At 68.2% G+C, this 18,840-nt stretch carries 21 protein-coding genes; 15 read left to right on the forward strand and 6 right to left on the reverse strand.

All coding sequences use genetic code 11. The features are described from left to right. Positions 1-64 precede the first annotated feature (64 nt). From ASC79_RS04625 to ASC79_RS04660, 9 genes are all read left to right on the forward strand, one after another. On the forward strand, positions 65-442 hold the full coding sequence (locus ASC79_RS04625) for a hypothetical protein (RefSeq protein ID WP_056020342.1): 378 nt from the start codon (positions 65-67) through the stop codon (positions 440-442). Positions 443-610: 168 nt separating this feature from the next. Then, a complete protein-coding gene (locus tag ASC79_RS04630) occupies positions 611-1,555 on the forward strand; it encodes a helix-turn-helix domain-containing protein (protein WP_056020345.1) in 945 nt (314 codons plus the stop codon). 69 nt (positions 1,556-1,624) lie between these two features. Then, positions 1,625-1,972 (forward strand): PRC-barrel domain-containing protein, encoded by a 348-nt coding sequence (locus ASC79_RS04635; RefSeq protein ID WP_056020348.1) that lies wholly within the window; start codon positions 1,625-1,627, stop codon positions 1,970-1,972. Between the two features lie 193 nt (positions 1,973-2,165). Further along, the gene (locus ASC79_RS21740) at positions 2,166-2,252 is read left to right on the forward strand and encodes a potassium-transporting ATPase subunit F (RefSeq protein ID WP_082531933.1); all 87 of its coding nucleotides are present in this window, start codon (positions 2,166-2,168) and stop codon (positions 2,250-2,252) included. Between the two features lie 12 nt (positions 2,253-2,264). Continuing rightward, positions 2,265-3,974 (forward strand): potassium-transporting ATPase subunit KdpA, encoded by a 1,710-nt coding sequence (gene kdpA, locus ASC79_RS04640; RefSeq protein ID WP_056020351.1) that lies wholly within the window; start codon positions 2,265-2,267, stop codon positions 3,972-3,974. A 95-nt stretch (positions 3,975-4,069) separates the two neighbouring features. After that, positions 4,070-6,064 (forward strand): potassium-transporting ATPase subunit KdpB, encoded by a 1,995-nt coding sequence (gene kdpB, locus ASC79_RS04645; RefSeq protein ID WP_369817302.1) that lies wholly within the window; start codon positions 4,070-4,072, stop codon positions 6,062-6,064. Positions 6,065-6,156: 92 nt separating this feature from the next. After that, positions 6,157-6,747 (forward strand): potassium-transporting ATPase subunit KdpC, encoded by a 591-nt coding sequence (kdpC, locus tag ASC79_RS04650; protein WP_056020357.1) that lies wholly within the window; start codon positions 6,157-6,159, stop codon positions 6,745-6,747. Then, positions 6,744-9,419, forward strand: coding sequence for a sensor histidine kinase KdpD (locus tag ASC79_RS04655; RefSeq protein ID WP_056020360.1), 2,676 nt, complete (start codon positions 6,744-6,746; stop codon positions 9,417-9,419). The genes kdpC and ASC79_RS04655 overlap by 4 nt, the downstream gene beginning before the upstream one ends. Continuing rightward, positions 9,416-10,105, forward strand: a complete 690-nt coding sequence (locus ASC79_RS04660) for a response regulator (protein ID WP_056020363.1) — start codon at positions 9,416-9,418, stop codon at positions 10,103-10,105. The genes ASC79_RS04655 and ASC79_RS04660 overlap by 4 nt, the downstream gene beginning before the upstream one ends. Here ASC79_RS04660 and ASC79_RS04665 read toward each other — a convergent pair. Beyond that, the gene (locus ASC79_RS04665) at positions 10,102-10,602 is read right to left on the reverse strand and encodes a YdcF family protein (RefSeq protein ID WP_056020365.1); all 501 of its coding nucleotides are present in this window, start codon (positions 10,600-10,602) and stop codon (positions 10,102-10,104) included. The genes ASC79_RS04660 and ASC79_RS04665 overlap by 4 nt on opposite strands. Before the next feature lie 33 nt (positions 10,603-10,635). Then, a complete protein-coding gene (locus ASC79_RS04670) occupies positions 10,636-10,956 on the reverse strand; it encodes a hypothetical protein (RefSeq protein WP_056020368.1) in 321 nt (106 codons plus the stop codon). A 260-nt stretch (positions 10,957-11,216) separates the two neighbouring features. Between ASC79_RS04670 and ASC79_RS04675 the strand changes: the two genes are divergently transcribed. Genes ASC79_RS04675 through ASC79_RS04690 form a run of 4 tightly spaced genes read left to right on the forward strand, consistent with a single transcriptional unit; the run spans position 11,217 to position 14,697 of the window. After that, the gene (locus tag ASC79_RS04675) at positions 11,217-12,332 is read left to right on the forward strand and encodes an ABC transporter permease (RefSeq protein ID WP_056020371.1); all 1,116 of its coding nucleotides are present in this window, start codon (positions 11,217-11,219) and stop codon (positions 12,330-12,332) included. Then, complete coding sequence (locus tag ASC79_RS04680; RefSeq protein WP_056020374.1) at positions 12,333-13,145, forward strand: ABC transporter ATP-binding protein; 813 nt, start codon at positions 12,333-12,335, stop codon at positions 13,143-13,145. After that, positions 13,145-14,083, forward strand: a complete 939-nt coding sequence (locus ASC79_RS04685) for an MlaD family protein (RefSeq protein WP_056020377.1) — start codon at positions 13,145-13,147, stop codon at positions 14,081-14,083. Before ASC79_RS04680 ends, ASC79_RS04685 begins: the two co-directional genes overlap by 1 nt. Beyond that, a complete protein-coding gene (locus ASC79_RS04690) occupies positions 14,080-14,697 on the forward strand; it encodes an ABC-type transport auxiliary lipoprotein family protein (RefSeq protein ID WP_056020380.1) in 618 nt (205 codons plus the stop codon). Before ASC79_RS04685 ends, ASC79_RS04690 begins: the two co-directional genes overlap by 4 nt. On the opposite strand, the gene folD is transcribed toward ASC79_RS04690, so the two are convergent. The 4 genes from folD to ASC79_RS04710 all read right to left on the reverse strand — a co-directional run bounded on the left by folD (position 14,694) and on the right by ASC79_RS04710 (position 17,733). Then, on the reverse strand, positions 14,694-15,587 hold the full coding sequence (gene folD / locus ASC79_RS04695) for a bifunctional methylenetetrahydrofolate dehydrogenase/methenyltetrahydrofolate cyclohydrolase FolD (RefSeq protein ID WP_056020383.1): 894 nt from the start codon (positions 15,585-15,587) through the stop codon (positions 14,694-14,696). The genes ASC79_RS04690 and folD overlap by 4 nt on opposite strands. Before the next feature lie 96 nt (positions 15,588-15,683). Next, the gene (locus tag ASC79_RS04700) at positions 15,684-16,133 is read right to left on the reverse strand and encodes an NUDIX domain-containing protein (RefSeq protein WP_235528739.1); all 450 of its coding nucleotides are present in this window, start codon (positions 16,131-16,133) and stop codon (positions 15,684-15,686) included. A 3-nt stretch (positions 16,134-16,136) separates the two neighbouring features. Continuing rightward, on the reverse strand, positions 16,137-17,141 hold the full coding sequence (locus tag ASC79_RS04705; protein WP_056020386.1) for a hypothetical protein: 1,005 nt from the start codon (positions 17,139-17,141) through the stop codon (positions 16,137-16,139). A 10-nt stretch (positions 17,142-17,151) separates the two neighbouring features. Further along, positions 17,152-17,733: a glutathione S-transferase family protein gene (locus ASC79_RS04710; RefSeq protein ID WP_056020389.1), complete on the reverse strand. Its 582-nt coding sequence runs from the start codon at positions 17,731-17,733 to the stop codon at positions 17,152-17,154. 169 nt (positions 17,734-17,902) lie between these two features. On the opposite strand from ASC79_RS04710, the gene ASC79_RS04715 reads away from it, so the two are divergent. Continuing rightward, entirely contained in the window at positions 17,903-18,388 is a 486-nt protein-coding gene (locus ASC79_RS04715; protein WP_056020391.1) for a 3D domain-containing protein, read from the forward strand. Between the two features lie 127 nt (positions 18,389-18,515). Next, a complete protein-coding gene (locus ASC79_RS04720; protein ID WP_056020394.1) occupies positions 18,516-18,824 on the forward strand; it encodes a hypothetical protein in 309 nt (102 codons plus the stop codon). Positions 18,825-18,840 lie beyond the last annotated feature (16 nt).

An 18,840-nucleotide genomic window follows, 5' to 3' on the forward strand; every position in this document is an offset into this window, starting at 1 on the left:
TCGCGCATGAGGATATCGAGGTGCGCGGCAAACGTGGGGGCCACCGCTATTCGTGGAGGCCCAAATGGCCGTCGAAAAGACCGATCTCAAGCGCCGCGTCCTGGCGCACGAACAAATCCTGCAAGCACTCCTGGCGCAGATCGCCGAAAGCCGCCGGGGCTTCCTGGATGGCATGCGCGATCGGTTGGCGCGGGCGGGCGACACGCCTGCCGCGCCAGAATCTCGCGCTATTTCGAAGGCCGCTTCGATGAGCGTGAATGCGCGCGGCGCGTCCGTCGTCGTTCGTAGCGCCCGCGCCCATGGCGTCTGGCACGTCACCTGTAACGACGTCTTCCTTGGCGACTATCTCTCCGAGGACGCCGCGCAAAGCGCCGCGTTCAAGGCAGCGACCGAGCTCAGGCAGGAAGGTCGCTCGACAGAGGTGGTTTTCGGAGCCCGGTAGGGCGCCGCTGAGACCTTCCCCCACCCCTGATTCAACGGGTTGCAAATTGACGCCGACGGATCCTTTTAAAATGAGACCTATCGAGACTCGCCTTCCGCGCGCACCGCATACCCGTTTCTCTAATCCCGACTGGACAGCTGGGGTGGGCGGCTATAGGCCTGGAGACGCATGGCCCGCACCCGCAAGATCATAAAGAACTCCGTGCACCGCGCGCTGAACACGATCGGCGACCGCTGGAGTCAGTTGATCATTCAGGAAGCCTTCCGCGGCGCGACCCGCTACGAGGAGTTCCGCGCCCGCACGGGCGCGCCCCGCAACACCCTTTCGAACCGCCTGCGCGGCCTGGTCGCCAACGGCATTTTCGAGCAGCGCGCCCATCGCGAAGGCGCGGCGCGGCAGTCGTACCACCTGACCCCGATGGGCCTGGACCTGTTCGACTCCGTGCTGATCGCCTGGTGCTGGGGCATACGTTGGGACGCCACCGCGCCCAATGGCCCAGCAGGCCTGGTCCATACCGAGTGCGGCAAGTCGATGCTGCCGATGATGGTCTGCCGCCACTGCGGCGGCGACGTCTCGCTGCACACCTGCAGCCATCAGCCGGGCCCTGGCGCCGGCTTCGAGGAAGTCGAGATCGCCCGCCTGCACCGGCGTCGCCAGTCGGGCGCGGAGGACGCCGCGCGCACCGTGGCCGACGTCGTCGACATGACCGGCGACCGCTGGACGGGCCTAGTCATCTCGACCCAGTACTTCGGCATCCACCGGTTCGACGACATCCAGTCGATGCTGGACATCGCCACCAACATCCTGACCGACCGCCTGCGCGTGCTGGTGGCCAACGGGGTGTTCGAGCGCCGGCTCTACGAGATGTCGCCGCCGCGCTACGAGTACTGGCTGACCAAGAAGGGCAAGGATCTTTATCCGCACGCCCTGGCCCTGCTGATCTGGGCGGACAAGTGGCTGCTTGAGGATGACCAACCGCCGGTCATCGTGACCCACAACCAGTGCGGCCATCCAGTCGACAGCGTGGTGATCTGCAGCGAGTGCCGCCATCCGCTCACGCCCGAGACCGTGTCCGAGCGGCGGACCAAGGACCGCAAGGCCAGCGCCGCCTAGCAGCCTGCTTCCAGGCCGCGGGATCGAATGGCGCAGCTAGGCGTTCCCAACGCGAATTGGAGGGACGAGATGAGCCTGGACAGTCTGATGATCCGCAGCGCCAATCTGCTGGGCGCGCCGCTGAAGGACGCTTCGGGCAAGAAGCTCGGCACGATCCGTGAGATCTACTTCGAGCGCGACACGGGCCAGGCCCGTTTCGTGGCTTTGGAGTTCGGCGGGCTGTTCGGGACCAGCGGCAAGTTCCACCCGATCCCCTGGCGCGCGATGCGATATGACGAGGCCTCGGACAGCTATCTGACCGATCTCACCAAGGACCTGCTGAAGAACAGCCCCGCCTATGACCGCGACCAGATGAACGAGGTCGCCTATGGCTGGAGCGAGCAGGCCGAACGCTACTTCCGCACCGACCCGATCTAGGCTCGACCTTTACGTTTTCCTTATGCGAGACGGGCCAGTCCCGTCTCGAACCCTGACGCCCAGGGCGAGCACCCTCCAGGCCTGAACTTGGCTCTGGAGACATCATCGTGGCGGATCTCATCTTTCTCGGCCTGGGCGCGGGGGCGTTTGCCCTCTTCGCGCTTTTCGCCGTTGGCTTGAGGCGCATCTGAGGATGCTCGTCGATCTCCTCTGGGCGGGCGGCGCGATCGCCGTAGCCGCCTACATGCTCGCCGCGCTGCTGCGCCCCGAGCGCTTCTGACGGATAACTGACATGACTTGGCAAGGATGGGCGGAGATCGCCCTGACGCTGGCCGTGGCCATTGGGCTCGGCTGGCCTCTCGGCGTCTATATGTCCCGGGTTTGGAATGGGGAACGCACCTGGCTCGACCCGGTGCTGCGGCCGGTGGAACGGCTGGTCTATGCGGGCTGCGGCGTCGATGCGAACAAGGGCCAGACCTGGTTCGGCTACGCTGCGGCGCTCCTGGCGTTCAACGCCGTCGGCTTCGTCCTGGTGTACGCGATCCTGCGCCTGCAGGGCGGCCTGCCGCTGAACCCGCAGGGGTTCGACGGCGTATCGGAGCATCTGGCCTTCAACACCGCGGCGAGCTTCGTCACCAACACCAACTGGCAGTCATACGGCGGCGAGACGACCATGTCTCAGTTCAGCCAGATGGCCGCGCTGACGGTGCAGAACTTCGTCTCCGCAGCGACCGGGGCCACGATCGCCGCCGTCCTGGCCCGCGCCTTCATCGGCCATCGCGGCGAAGGGCTCGGCAACTTCTGGTCCGACCTGACGCGCACGACCCTCTATGTCCTGCTGCCCTGCTCCATCGTCCTGGGCCTGGTGCTGGTCGCCCTGGGCGTGCCGCAAACGCTGCAGGCCTCGGCCATCGCAGCCACCGTCGAGGGCGGCGAACAGAAGCTGTCGCTGTTCGCTGTCGCCAGCCAGCTGGCCATCAAGCAACTGGGCATCAACGGCGGCGGCATTTTCAACGTCAACTCGGCGCACCCGTTCGAGAACCCCTCCCCGCTCACCAACTTCCTGACGGCGGTCTCGATCAACGTGCTCGGCTGGGCCGCCTTCTTCGCGTTCGGACGCTCGGCGCGGGCCTTCAAGGACATCCGCGCCCTGGTCGCCGCCGCGGCCGTGCTGCTCTCGCTAAGCGCCGCCGGCGTCTACGTCGCAGAGACGCAAGCCCCGCCGGCCCTGGTCGCCGCGCACGTCGACGCCAGCGCCAACATGGAAGGCAAGGAGGTCCGCTTCGGCCCGGCCGCCTCGGCCGCCTGGACCGCCCAGACGACGGGCGCCTCCAACGGCTCGGTCAACGCCATGCACGGCAGCTACATGCCCCTGGGCGGCGGCATCGCCATGTTCCTGATGATGCTGGGCGAGATCCTGCCGGGCGGCATCGGCTCGGGCATTGCGATCATGGTGGTGATGGCCCTGCTGGCGGTGTTCGTCGCCGGACTGATGGTCGGCCGCACGCCCGAGTACCTGGGCAAGAAGGTCGAGGCCAAGGAGATCAAGCTCGCCATGCTGGCGGTGCTGATCGTGCCGCTGTCGATGCTCGGCTTCTCGGCCGTCGCCGCAGTGCTGCCCGAGGCGCTCAAGGGGCTGCTGAACCAGGGCCCGCACGGCCTGTCGGAAATCCTCTACGCCTATGTCTCCACGACTGCGAACAACGGCTCGGCCTTCGCCGGCCTGACGGCCAACGCGCCCTGGTGGAACACGACCCTGGGCCTGGCCATGCTGATGGGCCGCTTCGTGCCGATCGTCGCGGTCCTGGCCATCGCCGGGTCACTGGTCGCCAAGCCCAAGCTGGCGCCTTCGGCCGGCACCCTGCCCACCGACAGCAGCCAGTTCGTCGGTCTGCTGGTGGGCGTCATCCTCATCCTCGGCGGCCTGCAGTTCTTCCCTGCCCTCGCCCTCGGCCCGATCGTCGAGCACTTCCAAGTGCTTGACGTCCTGGCCGGCCGCTAACCTTCGCAAGGCGTCAGACAATGACCGCATCCTACGCACCGCAAGGGGAGAACCGCCGCAAGGCCTCGACCCTCGCCACCAGCCTTTCCGGTCCGATGATCGCCCGCGCCGCCCGCGACGCGGTGGTCAAACTCGACCCCCGCAAGCTGACCGGCAATCCGGTGATCTTCGCCACCTGGATCGTGGCCCTGCTGGCCACCGCCTCCACGATCAACGAGATCGCCGCTGGCCGGGACTTCGGGTTCGAGATCCAGATCGCGCTCTGGCTCTGGGCCACGGTGCTCTTCGCCAACCTGGCCGAGAGCGTCGCCGAGGGCCGTGGCAAGGCCGCCGCCGACTCCCTGCGCGCCGCCCGCGTCACCACCAAGGCCAAGCTGATCGTCGACCCGGCCACCGGCACGGTCGTTCCTACGCCGGCCCACAAGCTCGGTGTCGGCGAGATCGTCCTGGTCGAAGCCGGCGACGTGATCCCCGCCGACGGCGAGATCATCGAGGGCGTCGCCTCGGTCAACGAGGCGGCGATCACCGGCGAGTCCGCGCCCGTCATCCGCGAGAGCGGCGGCGACCGCTCGGCCGTTACGGGCGGCACCACCGTCGTCTCCGACTGGATCAAGGTCCGCATCACCTCCGAGGCGGGCCAGACGTTCCTCGATCGCATGATCGCGATGGTCGAAGGCGCCGACCGCCGCAAGACCCCCAACGAAGTCGCCCTGGCCGTTTTGCTGGCGGGCCTGACCCTGATCTTCCTGATCGCGGTCGTCACCCTGCTGGGCCTGGGCAAGTTCTCGGGCGTCGCGTTGTCGCCGATGGTGCTGGGCGCGTTGTTCATCACCCTGATCCCCACGACCATCGGCGGGCTGCTGTCGGCCGTCGGCATCGCCGGCATGGACCGGCTGCTGAAGGTCAATGTGCTGGCGACGTCCGGGCGGGCGGTCGAGGCGGCCGGCGACGTCGACACCCTGCTGCTCGACAAGACCGGCACCATCACCTTCGGCAACCGCATGGCGACCGAAGTGATTCCCGCCCCCGGCGTGCGGCCCGAGGTCGCCATGCGCGCCACCCTGATGGCCTCGCTAGGCGACGAGACGCCGGAAGGCCGCTCCATCGTCGATCTGGCCCGGACCCAGGGCCTGACCGACGAGGCCCCTGAAGGGGCGAACCTCATCGCATTCAGCGCCACGACCCGCCAGTCGGGCCTGGACGCCGACGGCCAGTCCTGGCGCAAGGGCGCGGTGGACGCGGTGGTCCGCAGCCTGGATCTCGCCCCCGAACAGGTCCCGGCCGAATTCACCGCCGCCGTCGACCGCATCGCCCGTTCCGGCGGCACGCCCCTGGCGGTCAGCGAGAACGGCGTGCTGGTCGGGGTGATCCATCTGAAGGACGTGGTGAAGCCCAACGTGAAGGAGCGGTTCGCCGACCTGCGCCGCATGGGCTTGCGGACGGTCATGATCACCGGCGACAACCCGGTCACCGCCGCGGCTATCGCCTCCGAAGCCGGGGTCGACGACTTCCTGGCCGAGGCCACCCCGGAGGACAAGCTGCGGCTGATCCGCGAGGAGCAGGCCAAGGGACGGCTGGTCGCCATGTGCGGCGACGGCGCCAACGACGCGCCCGCCCTGGCCCAATCGGACGTCGGCGTCGCCATGCAGACCGGCGCGCAGGCCGCACGCGAAGCCGGCAACATGGTCGACCTGGATAGCGACCCGACCAAGGTCATCGAGATCGTCGAGGTCGGGAAGCAGATGCTGATCACCCGCGGCGCGCTGACCACCTTCTCGATCGCCAACGACGTGGCCAAGTACTTCGCGATCATCCCGGCGATGTTCGTCGCCGCCCTGCCGGCGCTCGGCGCGCTCAATGTCATGGGGCTGCACAGTCCCGAGAGCGCCATCCTCTCGGCGGTGATCTTCAACGCCCTGATCATCGTGGCGCTGATCCCGCTGGCGCTGCGCGGCGTGCGCTATCGGGCGATCGGCGCGGCCAAGCTGCTGTCGCGCAATCTGCTGCTCTACGGCCTGGGCGGTCTCATCGCCCCGTTCGTCGGCATCAAGCTGATCGACATGATCGTCTCCGGCCTCGGTCTCGCGTGATGCTGATGCGCGAAACCCTCGTCTCGCTGGGCCTGATCGCCCTGCTCTTCGCCTGCGCCTTGATCGGCGCGGCGTTCTAGGACCGAAAAGCCATGCTTTCCCTCATCCGTCCCGCCGTCGTCTCGATGGTCTTCTTCACCCTGATCCTGGGCCTGGCCTATCCGCTGCTGATCACCGGCGTCGGCCAGGCCGCCTTCTCCCGGCAGGCCAACGGCAGCCTAGTCGTGGAGAACGGCAAGGTCGTCGGCTCTGAACTGGTCGGCCAGAACTTCACGGCGCCGCAGTACCTGCATCCGCGACCGTCGGCCGCCGGCGCCGATGGCTATGACGCCTCGGCCTCGTCCGGCTCCAACCTCGGGCCGCTCAATCCCGACCTCGCCAAGCGGGTCGAGGCAGGTGCCCAGGCGCTGAGGGCCGAAGGGATCACGCAGACGATTCCCGCCGACGCGGTGACGGCCTCGGGCTCCGGGCTCGACCCGGACATCTCGCCGGAGTACGCGCTTCTGCAGGCCGACCGCATCGCGAAGGCCAGGGGCGTGGAGCCGGGACTGGTGCGCAAGCTGCTTGAGGGCCATATCGAGGGCCGGACCTTCGGAATCCTCGGCCAGCCTCGGGTCAATGTGCTGATGACCAACCTCGCGCTCGACGCCCGATATCCGCTGCGCCACCCTCCGACGCCATGAGCATCGACGAGCCCCGACGGCCGGACCCGGACGCCCTGCTGGCGGCCACCCAGACGCCAGGCCGCGGCCGGCTGAAGGTGTTCCTCGGCATGTCGCCCGGGGTCGGCAAGACCTTCGAGATGCTGCGCGCCGCTCGCCGCCGAAAGGCGGAGGGCGGCGACGTCGTTGTCGGGGTGGTCGAAACCCATGGCCGGCGAGAGACCCAGTCGCTGCTGCGCGGACTGGAGGTCATGGCCCGCCGACCGATCGACTATCGTGAGCGTACGCTGCTGGAGTTCGACCTGGACGCGGCGCTGGAGCGGCGGCCGCAGCTGCTGCTGGTCGACGAGTATGCTCACTCCAACGCCCCGGGCTCGCGCCACGACAAACGCTGGCAGGATGTCGAGGAACTGCTGGGCGCGGGCATCGACGTCTGGACCACGCTCAATGTCCAGCACCTGGAGAGCCTGCGCGAGGTGGTCTGGAAGATCACTGGCGTGCGCCAGCGTGAGACGGTGCCCGACAGCGCCCTCTCGCGCGCCGACGAGATCGAGCTGATCGACATTACGCCCTCGGAGCTGCGCGAGCGCATGGCCGAGGGCAAGGTCTACATCGGCGACACCGCGCGGCTGGCGGCCGAGCGGTTCTTCAAGCCCGAGAACCTCACCGCCCTGCGCGAGCTGGCCCTGCGCCGCGCCGCCCAGACGGTCGACGACCAGTTGATCGGGGCGATGAAGGCGGCCGGCGTCGAGGGACCCTGGGCGGCGGGCGAGCGCATCCTGGTGCTGGTCGGCCCCGACGCCGCCGCCGGCGCATTGGTCAGGACCGGACGGCGCCTCTCCGACATGATGATGGACGCGCCATGGACGGTCGCCCACGTCGAGCGGCCCAATGCGCCCGCCGCACCGGCCGGCGGCCAGGCGCGGTTGAATGAGGCCCTCAAGCTGGCCGAGCAGCTCGGCGGCGCGACCGTCGTCCTGACGGGCGATGATCTGGTGGCCAGCGTCCTGGACTACGCCCGCCGCAACAACGTCACCCAGATCGTGCTGGGAAAGTCGGCAAAGTCCCGCAATCCGCTTCGCCGCTCGCTGATCGGTGCTCTTCTCGACGAGGCGCAGGGCGCCGCCCTGCACGTGGTGACCGAGCAGGCCGAACCCGACCCGCCTGCGGAACGTCGCCGCGTCCCGCTGCGGGCCTGGCCATGGGCCGGCCACGCCGCCGCGGCGGGCCTGGTGACCGTGGCGGCGCTGCTGGCGAGCGCGACCTTCCAGGTCGCCGAGACCGCCAACCTGGCGATGATCTTCATGCTGAGCGTGCTGGTCAGCGGCCTGGCGTTCGGCCTTTGGCCGGCCCTGACCGCCGCGACCCTCAGCGCCTTCATCTACAATTTCTTCTTCCTGGAGCCCCGGCTGACGGTTCGCATCGGCCATCCGGCCGACGTGCTGACCTTCGGCGTGTTCTTCGCCGTCGCGCTGACTACAGGCTGGCTGACCGGACGGATCCGCGACCAGGCCCGCGCCGTCGCACGGCGCGCCTCGGCGATCTCGGCGCTGCTGGCCGCCAGCCGGCGGCTGTCGTCGGCCGCCAAGCAGGATGCGGCCGCCCAGGCGCTGGCCGAGCAACTGGCCGCGGCGACCAGCGGCGCGGCCGTGGTCCTGACCCCGGAACGCGACGACATCAGCCTGACCGCCGCCTCCCCCGCGCTAGAGGCGCTCGCGCCTGGCGACATGGCCGCCGCGCGCTGGGCCTGGGAGAAGGGCGAGCCGGCCGGAGCCGGCACCGGCACCCTGCCCAACTCCGCCTGGACCTTCCGGCCGCTGCAGGGCGTAAAGGCCCGCGCAGGCGTGGCGGGCGTCGAACCGCGCGCCCTGGCCGCCGAGGACAACGAGCGCTTCGTCTCCGCCCTGCTCGACCAGGGCGCCGTCGCACTGGAGCGCGCCGAGTTCGCGGCGCAGGCCGCCGACACCGAGGCGCTGCGCCGCACGGACCGGCTGCGGGGCGCGTTGCTGAACTCCGTCAGCCACGATCTGCGCACGCCCTTGTCGACTGTTTTGGGGTCGGTGACGACACTCATCGACTATGGAAAATCGTTAAAACCCAACGTTCAGCGCGACCTTCTTCAGTCCATCAAGGAAGAGGCGGAACGCCTGAACCGCTATGTCGGCGACCTGCTGGACATGACCCGGCTGGAAGGCGGTGCGCTGGTCACGCGGCGCGAATGGGTCGATATCCGCGACGTGTTGCGCGCCGCCGTCGAACGCGTCACGCGGCGTCTGGACAACCGCAGCGTGACGCGCGACTTCCCCACTCAGCTGTCGATGGTCAAGGCTGACGCATCGCTGCTGGAGCAGGCGCTGGTGAACATCCTGGAGAATGCGATCGCCTATAGTCCCGACAAATCGACGATCGAGGTCGCCGCCTATGAAGATCGCGGCAACGTCGTCATCTCCATCGAGGACGAGGGCCGCGGCATTCCCACCGAGGAGCTGGAGCGGGTGTTCGAGAAGTTCCGCCGGATGGAGGAGGCGACCGATCGCGGCAAGGGCGCGGGCCTCGGCCTGGCGATCTCCAAGGGCTTTGTGGAGGCCATGGGCGGCCGCATCGCCGCGGCCAGTCCGATCCATGAAGGACGCGGCACGCGCATCCTGATCAGCATGCCCAAGGAGCACGCGATGCCGGGGCACATGCTGTGAGCGCCAACCGCCCCCGCATATTGGTCATCGACGACGAACCGCAGATCCACCGCTTCCTGCAGCCGGCGCTCGAGGCGGCCGGCTACGAACCGATCCGCGCCGACACGGCCACCGAAGGCCTGAAGGAGATCGCCCGCAAGGCGCCCGACGCGGTCGTCCTCGACCTCGGCCTGCCCGACTTCGACGGCAAGGAAGCGCTGGCCAAGGCCAGGGCCTTCTATGACGGTCCGATCATCGTGTTGTCGGCCCGCGACAAGGAGACAGAGAAGATCGACACCCTCGACATGGGGGCGGACGACTATGTGGAAAAGCCGTTCGGAGTCGGGGAGTTATTGGCGCGTCTTCGCGTCGCGTTGCGCCACCGCCTTAGAGCCAAGGGCGCCGAGCCAGTGGTCACCGCAGGCGACCTGACCGTCGATCTGGTGAAGCGGCTGGTCTCGCGGGCGGGCCATGCCATCCGGCTGTCTCCCAAGGAGTACGACCTGCTGGCCCAACTGGTCGAAGGCGGCGGCAAGGTCGTGACCCATCGCCAGTTGCTGACCGCCGTCTGGGGACCCGCGCACGAGGACGACGTCCAGTATCTACGCGTCTTCGTGGCCCAACTGCGCCAGAAGGTGGAGCCCGATCCCGCCTCCCCCATCCTGATCACCACCGAACCCGGCGTCGGCTATCGCTGGACCGCCTAGAGGCCGGCGCGCTTGGTGAGCGCCAGTACGCCGTCATAGGGAATGGCAGGCGCCTCTCGCAGGCGCATGCGCAGCCAGGCCGGCCATCCCATATGGCGAGGGCCGGCCTTCACCGAGCCATCGAGGCTTGAGAACCCGAGCGCGGCGAAGCACAGCCGTGTGCGCGGCGTATGATAGCTGTCGGTGCAGACGATCGCGCCCGGCAGTCCTTCGGCGCGGATGAACCGCGCCGCGGCGACGACGGTCTGCAGGGTGTCGAGGCTCGCCTCGTCGAGGACCAGCCGTTCCGGCGCGAGCCCCATGGCGAGCAACCGCTCGGCCATGATCGAGGCTTCAGACGGGCCGTAGCGGCCGACGCCGCCCGAGCAGAACACCAGGCTCTCCGGATGGGCCATGGCCAGCCGAAAGCCGCCGTCGATACGGCGGATGAGAGCGGGACTGGCGCGGCCGTCGGGACGAACGGCGGCGCCGAGAATGACGATCAGGCGGTTGGGCACGGGGCGGACAATGGCCGTCCGCGGCCGCGAGCGCTAGGACCCCGCGTTCATCGGCGGGCGATACTCTTCGAGGAGGTCTTCCTGTTCGGCCAGACGCACCGCGCTGCGCACGTTGAGGCGCGTCAGCACGTTGGCCTCGTCGCCATAGGTGTCGCGGGCGTATGCGAGCTGCTCGCGCCAGGCCAGGCGGGCCAGGCTGTCCGTTTCCCCGACGAACAGGATGTCGACGCCCTGGTCCGCGGGCTTGCAGATGACGTAGTTCGCCCCCGCCGGCGGCAGGACGCGATCCTCCTCAAGGGCGGTGTAGCGGTAGAGGTTGCCGGACTTGCCGGCGAATTCGATCTGACGGGCCAAAGCACGCTCCCGACTTGAAACGGATGTTCCGAGGCCGGACGAGCCGCCTCGCGCACCTGTTAGGCTTGCGACTTGGGCGAAATCTGGGCCGGGACCTGCGACCTAGGATCACCTTGTCGCGAGACGAGAAAGGCGCCCTGGAATCTCGGAACAACCTTCGCCATAAGGCGTTCGGCGTCATGAGGCGGCTCTGCTAGGGTGGATCCTGAGGCGTTTCGTTTCGAGTAGACCCACCCTGTTGAGGCCCTGAACCCGAGCCCATGGAACGCCCCGCCGACTTCAGCTTGATGGACACCGAGAGCGGCCGTTTGGCCGTGCTTTCGGGCGACTGGACGGCGACGGCGGCCGGCGACGCGGTGAAGCGTCTGGGCGAAGCGGTGCGCGCCGAAGACCTTTGGGCCCTGGACCTTACGACCGTCCGCAGGCTGGACACGGCAGGCGCCTACGGCATCCTGCGCGCCGTCAGCGACCACCCTGCCGCCGAGCGCATCGAGGCGCGGCCGGAAACCCGGCGACTGCTGGATCTGGTGGCCGCCGCAGCACGCGAAAAGCCGGCCAAGCGCCAGGAGCCGCGCGGCTTCTACGAGCTGGCGATCCGCACCGGTCGGGGCGTGTTCAACCTCGGCACCGAAATTTTCGAGACGATGGTCTTCGTCGGCCACCTGCTGGTCGTGGTCGGCCGGACGATGATCAATCCCGGCAGGATCCGCTGGGCGTCGTGCGTGTCGCTGGCCGAGCGGGCCGGCCTGGACGCCATTCCCATCGTCACCCTGACGTCCTTCTTCATCGGTGCGGTGGTCGGCCTGCTGGGCGCCAACATGCTGCGTCAGTTCGGTGCGGAAGTGTTCGCGGTCGAGCTGATCGGCATCGCGGTCTTCCGGGAGTTCAACATCCTGATCACGGCGATCCTGCTGGCCGGCCGCTCGGCCTCGGCCTTCGCCGCCGAGATCGGCTCGATGAAGATGAACCAGGAAGTCGATGCGATGAAAGTGCTCGGCGTCGATCCGTTCGAGGCCCTGGTCTTCCCGCGTTTCGCCGCGCTGCTTGCGATCATCCCGCTTCTGACCTTCGTGGCCACCATCGCCGGCCTGATGGGCGGTCTGCTGGTCACCTGGACGGTGCTGGACCTGGGGCCTTCCTTCTTCTTGCAGCGCATCCTCGACAATGTCGGCCCGACCCACTTCTGGATCGGCCTGTCGAAGGCGCCGATCATGGCCGCGGTGATCGCCGGTATCGGCTGCCGCCAGGGCATGGAAGTCGGCGGCGATGTGGAATCGCTGGGCCGCCGCGTCACCGCAGCGGTGGTCCACGCCATCTTTGCGATCATCCTGATCGACGCCATTTTCGCGCTGATCTACATGCAGATCGGGGTCTAGATGGCGCAAGAGCAATCCCTGCTCGATGACGACGGTCCGGCGATTGAGGTGCGCGGCTTGCGCTCGCAATTCGGCGATCATGTCGTGCACGACAACCTCGACCTGACCGTCAAGCGCGGCGAGGTCCTTGGCGTGGTCGGCGGGTCAGGCACCGGCAAGTCGGTGCTGCTCAACACCATCATCGGCCTGCGCCGGCCGGACGCCGGGACGGTCAAGGTCCTGGGGCAGGACATCCAGCGCAGCAGCCGCCGCCGGTGGTCGGAAATCGAACGCAGTTGGGGCGTGCTGTTCCAGCAGGGGGCGCTGTTCTCCAACCTCACCGTGCGCGAGAACGTCGCCGCGCCGATGTATGAGCACACCAAGCTGCCCCGACACGTCGTGCATGAGCTGGCCGACCTGAAGATCGCCCTGGTCGGCCTTCGCGCCGGCGCGGGCGACCTGAAGCCGGCCGAACTGTCCGGTGGGATGCGCAAGCGCGCCGGTCTGGCCAGGGCGCTCGCCCTCGATCCGGAACTGCTGTTCCTGGACGAGCCGACCGCGGGCCTGGATCCGATCGGAGCCGGGGCGTTCGATGAACTGATCCGCGATCTGTCCGACAGCCTGGATCTGACCGTCTTCATGATTACGCACGACCTCGACACGCTCTACACGATCACCGACCGGGTCGCCGTCCTGGCCGACAAACACGTGATCGAGGTGGCGCCGGTCAAAGAGCTTGAGCGTTCACAACATCCGTGGATCCAAGAGTACTTCCTTGGGCCGCGCGGCCGTGCTGCGGCCGCGGCGGCCTACAGAGCCGGGAACCCAGCCTGATGGAAAAAGACGCCAACTACGCCCTGGTGGGCTTTTCGACCCTGCTGCTGGTGACGGGCCTGCTGATCTTCGTGGTCTGGCTGGCGCGGCTCAGCTTCGCGCAGGACTACGACGTGTACGACATCATCTTCCAGGGACCGGTCCGCGGGCTGAGCCAGGGCGGCGAAGTCCACTTCAACGGCATCAAGGTCGGCGAGGTGACGAAGATCCAGCTCGACGCAGCCGACCCCAATCGCGTCATCGCCCGCGCCCGGGTCACGTCGGACGTGCCGATCCGGGTGGATTCCTTCGCGACCCTGGAACCCCAGGGCATCACCGGCATCAACTACGTCCAGATCACCGCAGGCACGCCGGCCAAGCGCCTGCTGAAGGACACGGTCGATCCAGGCAAGGTGCCCAAGCTGCGAACCCAGCGGAGCGCATTGTCGGACCTGTTGGAAGGCGGCGGCACCGTCCTGACCCGCACGGTCGAGGCGCTGGACCGCGTCAACAAGGTGCTGTCCGACGAGAACATCAAGACGGTCAGCGCGGCCATAGCGGACACGCAGGCCGTCACCGCCGAGTTGCGTGATCGCAAGGAACTGATCCTCGACGCCCAAAAGGCCCTGCAAAACATCGACGCGGCCGCTGTCCAGATCACTGCGCTCAGCAAGTCCAGCCAAGACCTGGTCGACGGCGAAGGCAAGCGCACCCTGACCAACCTGGCCGGCGCCGCCCAGGAAGCCCAGATCGCCGCCAAGGATATCCGCACCATGGTCGGACGCCTCGACGGCCCGACCAACGACTTTGCGACCAACGGCTTGCCGCAGCTCACCTCGGCCATCCAGTCGCTGCAACAGACCGCGGACTCCCTGGACCGGCTGATCCGCGACATCGAAGCCAATCCCCGCGGCCTGGTCGGCAAGTCCCCGGCCCAGGAGGTCAAGGTCAAGCCATGAACGCCCTGAAGCGCACCCTCTCCGCCCTCGGCGTGACCGCCGTGGCCGTCGCTCTCGCCGGCTGCATCACCCTGCTGCCCGACGAAAAGCCGGCACAGCTCTATCGCTTCGACGGGAATGTCCGGCCCGCTGCAGCGTCGACGGCGACGCAGTTCACGGTCGCGCGCCTCGGCGGCTCCTTCGTCCAGGCCGCCGCCAACGACCGCATCCTGACCCTTACCGACAGCCGCGCGGCCTATCTCGCCGACTCGCGCTGGGTCTCCCCGGCCTCAGTGCTGTTCAACGAGGCGCTGTCGCGGGCGTTCGACGCCGACACCGGCCCTGCCCGGCTGCTGACCCGCGGCGATTTCAGCAAGGCCGACTACGTTCTGCGCGTGGACGTCACGCAGTTCGAGACCACGTACGATCAGGGCGCCAGGGCCGCGCCGGAGATCGTGGTGTCGCTGCGGGCCACGCTGATCGGCGCCGATCGCGCCCTGGCCGGTTCTAGGCACTTCGAGGCCCGCGTGCGGGCCCGCGACAACCGTGTGTCGGCGATCGTCGCGGCCTATGACGAGGCGGTCGGCCAGGCCCTGGGCGAACTGGTCGCCTGGACCAACAACAAGGGCGTCTAGGCCACGCCGGCGATACGCTTGGCCGCGGTGACCGTGTTCTGCAGCAGGCAGGCCACGGTCATCAGGCCGACCCCGCCCGGAACCGGGGTGATGTGCCCGGCCACGGCCAGCGCTTCCTTGTAGGCGACATCGCCGACCAGCTTGGTCTTGCCCTCGGCGGCCTTGACCGGATCACGGAACGGCACGCGGTTGATGCCTACATCGATCACGGTGGCGCCCGGCTTGATCCAGTCGGCCTTGACCATCTGCGGCCGGCCGACCGCGGCGACCAGAATGTCGGCCTCGCGGCAGACCGCGGCAAGGTCCTGGGTGCGCGAGTGGGCGACGGTCACCGTGCAGTCGGCCTGCAGCAGCAGTTGCGCCACCGGCTTGCCGACCAGCACCGAGCGGCCGATGACGACCGCGCGCTTGCCGCTGAGGTCGCCCAGAGTCTCGCGGAGCATGGTCATGCAGCCCAGCGGCGTGCAGGGAACCAGCGAAGGCAGCCCCTGAGCCAGACGGCCGGCGTTGACGACATGCAGGCCATCGACGTCCTTGTTCGGATCAATGGTCTCGATGATCGCCTTCTCGTCCAGGCCCTTGGGCAGCGGCAGCTGCACGAGGATGCCGTGGATCGCCGGGTCGGCGTTCAGCTGGCGCACTAGGCCCAGAAGCTCGTCCTCGCTGACGTCGGCCGGCAGGCGATGGGTCACCGAGTGCATTCCGGCGGCCTTGGAGTGCTCGCCCTTGGAGCGGACATAGACCTGGCTGGCGGGGTCCTCGCCGACCAGCACCACGGCGAGGCCGGGCTGCAGCCCGTGCTGCGCCTTCAGCGCCGCAACCTCTTTCGCCACCTCGGCGCGCAAGCGCTCGGCCGTGACCTTGCCGTCGATGATCTGGGCTTGGGACATGCGCTCTCCTGGTCCGGAACTGGCGCAGGCACTACCCGTTCAGCCTGCGCCGCGCAATGCGGCGGGAGCCCACGGCGTCAGCAGCCGGACGGCCGGCTAGAGCCTCAACCAGGCGGCCAGCGCCCAAGCGTGCGAGTCATGCCGCAGGCAAGCGATCGCCTCCAGCGGCGAAAGCCAAATAAGCGTATGATCTTGCTCGATTTTCAATGAGGCGTCGTCGGCCTCAAGGTCGAGGGTGAAGAAGGCGCTGCGGTTGTTCCAGGCCTCGCCCTCGGTGTTGACGAAGAACTGGTCGGCCAGGGCGAACGAGGCCCGCACCGCCACCTTCAGGCCAGCCTCCTCGCCGAACTCGCGGACCACGCCCTGCTCGGGCGTTTCGCCGGGATCGACGCCGCCGCCGGGCAGATCCACCCACACCGCACCGTCAGGTTTCTCGATCCGAACCACAGCAACCTGCCCGTCGCGCTCGAGGATCCCGAACGCCGCCGGACGGTCGGCATAGGTCCGCCCCGCCCTGCGCTCGCCGAACTGAGGCACGGCGCGCACCGGTCAGTCCTTGCCGTACAAGGAGTCGTAGGGGTCGGCCTTGCCGGCGAGCACGTCGTCCACCCGCAGAACCGGCCAGCCCACCGTCACCTTGTCGCTGGCCCGCCAGGCCGAGACGATCATGTCGCGCAACTCCGAAGCGCCCACGGCCAGGCGGGCGGCGGCGAAGTCCACGCCCCGGCGGTCGCCCCGCGCCAAGCCGCCGGCCTTCTCCAGTTCATAGAACGGGATCACCTGGGTGCTTGTTTCCATTAGATAATCCACCGTCCGCTTTTCGATCGGACAGTCGCACGACTTCGGCGGCGCCATCTTCATCGTCACATCGGCAGGTTTGACGTTCGCGAAAACGAACTCGCTCTCGAACGGGCCATGGATGCGGGCCGTGGTGTAGCCCTGCGGGTTCGGATACTCGCCCCAGCCGTTGTAGTGCACGGTGACGTGCAGCGGCTGGGCGCCGTCGCCGACGAAGTGCGAGAGATCGCCGATGGTCTGCAGGATCTGCGCCTCGCGCCGCACCAGGTCGCGCTTGTACCAGGCCTTGCGGACCGGGTTCTTCTCGCGCCCAGCCATGTAGGTCAGCACCCGCCAATAGCCGAAGTCCTTGGCCAGCTGCTGGTGACGATCGACGATCGAGTACGGCAGGTAGCCCGCCTTCCAGCTGTCGAGGCCGGCGGCCTGCAGGCCCTTCTCGTACTCCGCGCGGGTCGGCGGCAGCGGCTTGAAGGCCGGGCCGCCGAGCAGCTTGCCCTCCTCGTCGAGGTCAAGGAAGTGTCCCGCGTCGCGGTTATGGTCGTGGATGCGGCCCGCGCCCTTGGAGCGGTCCTGCTCGCGCGAGAGTTCGCCGATGTCGCGCACCGCGGCGGGCGTGCGCAGGAAGGCCGGGACCTCGGCGGGCAGCGCCTGGGCAGCCGCCTCCCCGACCATCCTGTGCCCCATCGCGCCCCAGGCCAGGGCCTGGGCGGGCAGGAGCGAGAGCGCGGCGACGGCGGCGAGCAGCGGAGCTTTCATGCGCTCCCGTTTAGGCGATCTTGAGCGCGGCCTCTACCCGCTTCACCCACGCTTGCACGCGCGGGTATCGCCCCAGATCGAAGCCGCCTTCGTGCGCGACGCGGGTGTAGGCGACGAGCGCCACATCGGCCAGGCTGAGGCGTTCGCCGACCAGGAACGGCGAGGCCGCCAGAGCGTCCTCAAGACGCTGCAACGCGCCGTTCCCCCGCTCGACGAGGCGGGCTTCGAGGTCGGACACCGCCTTGCCGGTGTAGCGCACCTGGAAACGGGCCACGGCGACATAGGGCTCATGGCTGTACTGCTCCCAGAACATCCATTCGAACATCCGGGCGCGGTCGTAGGCGTCAGCCGGCACGAGATCGGAGCCTTCGGCCAGGTGGGTGATGATGGCGTTGGACTGGGCCAGGGGACGGCCGTCTTCGAGAATGACCGCAGGCACCTGGCCGGCCGGATTGAGCGCGAGAAACTGCGCCGTGCGCGACTCGCCGCGCAGGATATCGGTCTCGATCCACTCGTATTTACGGCCAAGATAGTCGGCCACCCACTTCACCTTGAGGCAGTTGCCCGAGATGGAATCGCCGAAGATGCGCATGCCTCAACCCCTTGCTTCGCAACGGTTTGATAGCCTTCCGCGGCCTGCGCTGAAAGCGCTCGTGTCGATTTGTCGCGAGGGCCCCCGGTTCACGTGGGGTTGATCCGCCGCCCGGATTCCGGGTAGGAAGACCACCGCTGCCAAGAACAACGACGAAGGAGCCGCCGTCATGCGACGTCGCCTCGCCGCCCTTGCCGCCCTCCCCTTCTTCTTTGGGCTGTCACAAAGCGCACAAGCCGCGCCTCAATCCGATCCGCTCGGAGACCTGATTGTGTCGGCCCTGACCGGCGCGCTGCCGGGGACGCCCGACTTCCGGATGAAGGCCACGCTCTACCACGCCGGCGCCAAGGGCGTGGGCTCGCTGGACTCGCTCGGCTGCAAGGTCGTCGCGATGCGCACCGTGGCCGTCGACACCAAGCTCATCCCGCGCCGCACGCGCCTGTTCATCAAGGAAACCGTAGGCCTGCCGATGCCCGACGGCTCCAAACACGACGGCGTCTGGTACGCATCCGACACCGGCGGCGCGATCAAGGGCGAGAAGATCGACCTGTACACGGGCCACGGCTCGTCATCGATGCGCCCGCTCATGGCGCTGAACCTCGCCAAGCTTTCCGTCGCCAAGGTCGGCGTGTTCAAGGGCTGCCCGCCCGCCTAAGCGCCCGCAAAGGGCGGCGACAGGCCGCATAGCCTGGTCTCCCACACTGTTGGATCATGCTTTTTCAGTGTCCCTACCGCCGGGCGCGCCCTTGCGCGCGCGGCGACTGCTGAAGGCCAGTACAACCTTGTCCGAGATCAGTGCGGGCGACATCGTCGAGTGCATCGACGACACGCCCAGCCGCCCCGAGAGCCAGATCATGCCCGACCTCGGGGCGCTCTACACCGTCACCAACATCCGCCCCGCGGGGGACGGCCACAGCGTGCGCCTGAAGGAATTGACGCCAAGCTGCCACCGCGGCGGTGTCTGCGCCTGCCATCAGTGCGGCTGGGACGCGGGGCGCTTTCGCAAGGTCTATCGGCCGAACGGCGAGTTCATCGCCTCGCTGATGTGCGACGTGCCAGACGAGATCGAGGCGCCCGAGCTGGTCGACTGAAGCCGACCAGCCCGGG

Origin of the sequence: Phenylobacterium sp. Root1290 (assembly GCF_001425305.1) — a bacterium.
Lineage (GTDB): Bacteria > Pseudomonadota > Alphaproteobacteria > Caulobacterales > Caulobacteraceae > Phenylobacterium.

Excerpts from the sequence above, each read along its gene's own strand:
- ASC79_RS04625 (WP_056020342.1), top strand. The coding sequence starts at position 65 with ATGGCCGTCGAAAAGACCGATCTCAAGCGCCGCGTCCTGGCGCACGAA.
- ASC79_RS04675 (WP_056020371.1), top strand. The coding sequence starts at position 11,217 with ATGGAACGCCCCGCCGACTTCAGCTTGATGGACACCGAGAGCGGCCGT.
- ASC79_RS04685 (WP_056020377.1), top strand. The coding sequence starts at position 13,145 with ATGGAAAAAGACGCCAACTACGCCCTGGTGGGCTTTTCGACCCTGCTG.
- ASC79_RS04655 (WP_056020360.1), top strand. The coding sequence starts at position 6,744 with ATGAGCATCGACGAGCCCCGACGGCCGGACCCGGACGCCCTGCTGGCG.
- folD (WP_056020383.1), bottom strand. The coding sequence starts at position 15,587 with ATGTCCCAAGCCCAGATCATCGACGGCAAGGTCACGGCCGAGCGCTTG.
- ASC79_RS04715 (WP_056020391.1), top strand. The coding sequence starts at position 17,903 with ATGCGACGTCGCCTCGCCGCCCTTGCCGCCCTCCCCTTCTTCTTTGGG.
- ASC79_RS04690 (WP_056020380.1), top strand. The coding sequence starts at position 14,080 with ATGAACGCCCTGAAGCGCACCCTCTCCGCCCTCGGCGTGACCGCCGTG.
- ASC79_RS04710 (WP_056020389.1), bottom strand. The coding sequence starts at position 17,733 with ATGCGCATCTTCGGCGATTCCATCTCGGGCAACTGCCTCAAGGTGAAG.
- ASC79_RS21740 (WP_082531933.1), top strand. The coding sequence starts at position 2,166 with ATGCTCGTCGATCTCCTCTGGGCGGGCGGCGCGATCGCCGTAGCCGCC.
- kdpA (WP_056020351.1), top strand. The coding sequence starts at position 2,265 with ATGACTTGGCAAGGATGGGCGGAGATCGCCCTGACGCTGGCCGTGGCC.
- ASC79_RS04635 (WP_056020348.1), top strand. The coding sequence starts at position 1,625 with ATGAGCCTGGACAGTCTGATGATCCGCAGCGCCAATCTGCTGGGCGCG.
- kdpB (WP_369817302.1), top strand. The coding sequence starts at position 4,070 with ATGATCGCCCGCGCCGCCCGCGACGCGGTGGTCAAACTCGACCCCCGC.
- kdpC (WP_056020357.1), top strand. The coding sequence starts at position 6,157 with ATGCTTTCCCTCATCCGTCCCGCCGTCGTCTCGATGGTCTTCTTCACC.
- ASC79_RS04630 (WP_056020345.1), top strand. The coding sequence starts at position 611 with ATGGCCCGCACCCGCAAGATCATAAAGAACTCCGTGCACCGCGCGCTG.
- ASC79_RS04680 (WP_056020374.1), top strand. The coding sequence starts at position 12,333 with ATGGCGCAAGAGCAATCCCTGCTCGATGACGACGGTCCGGCGATTGAG.
- ASC79_RS04705 (WP_056020386.1), bottom strand. The coding sequence starts at position 17,141 with ATGAAAGCTCCGCTGCTCGCCGCCGTCGCCGCGCTCTCGCTCCTGCCC.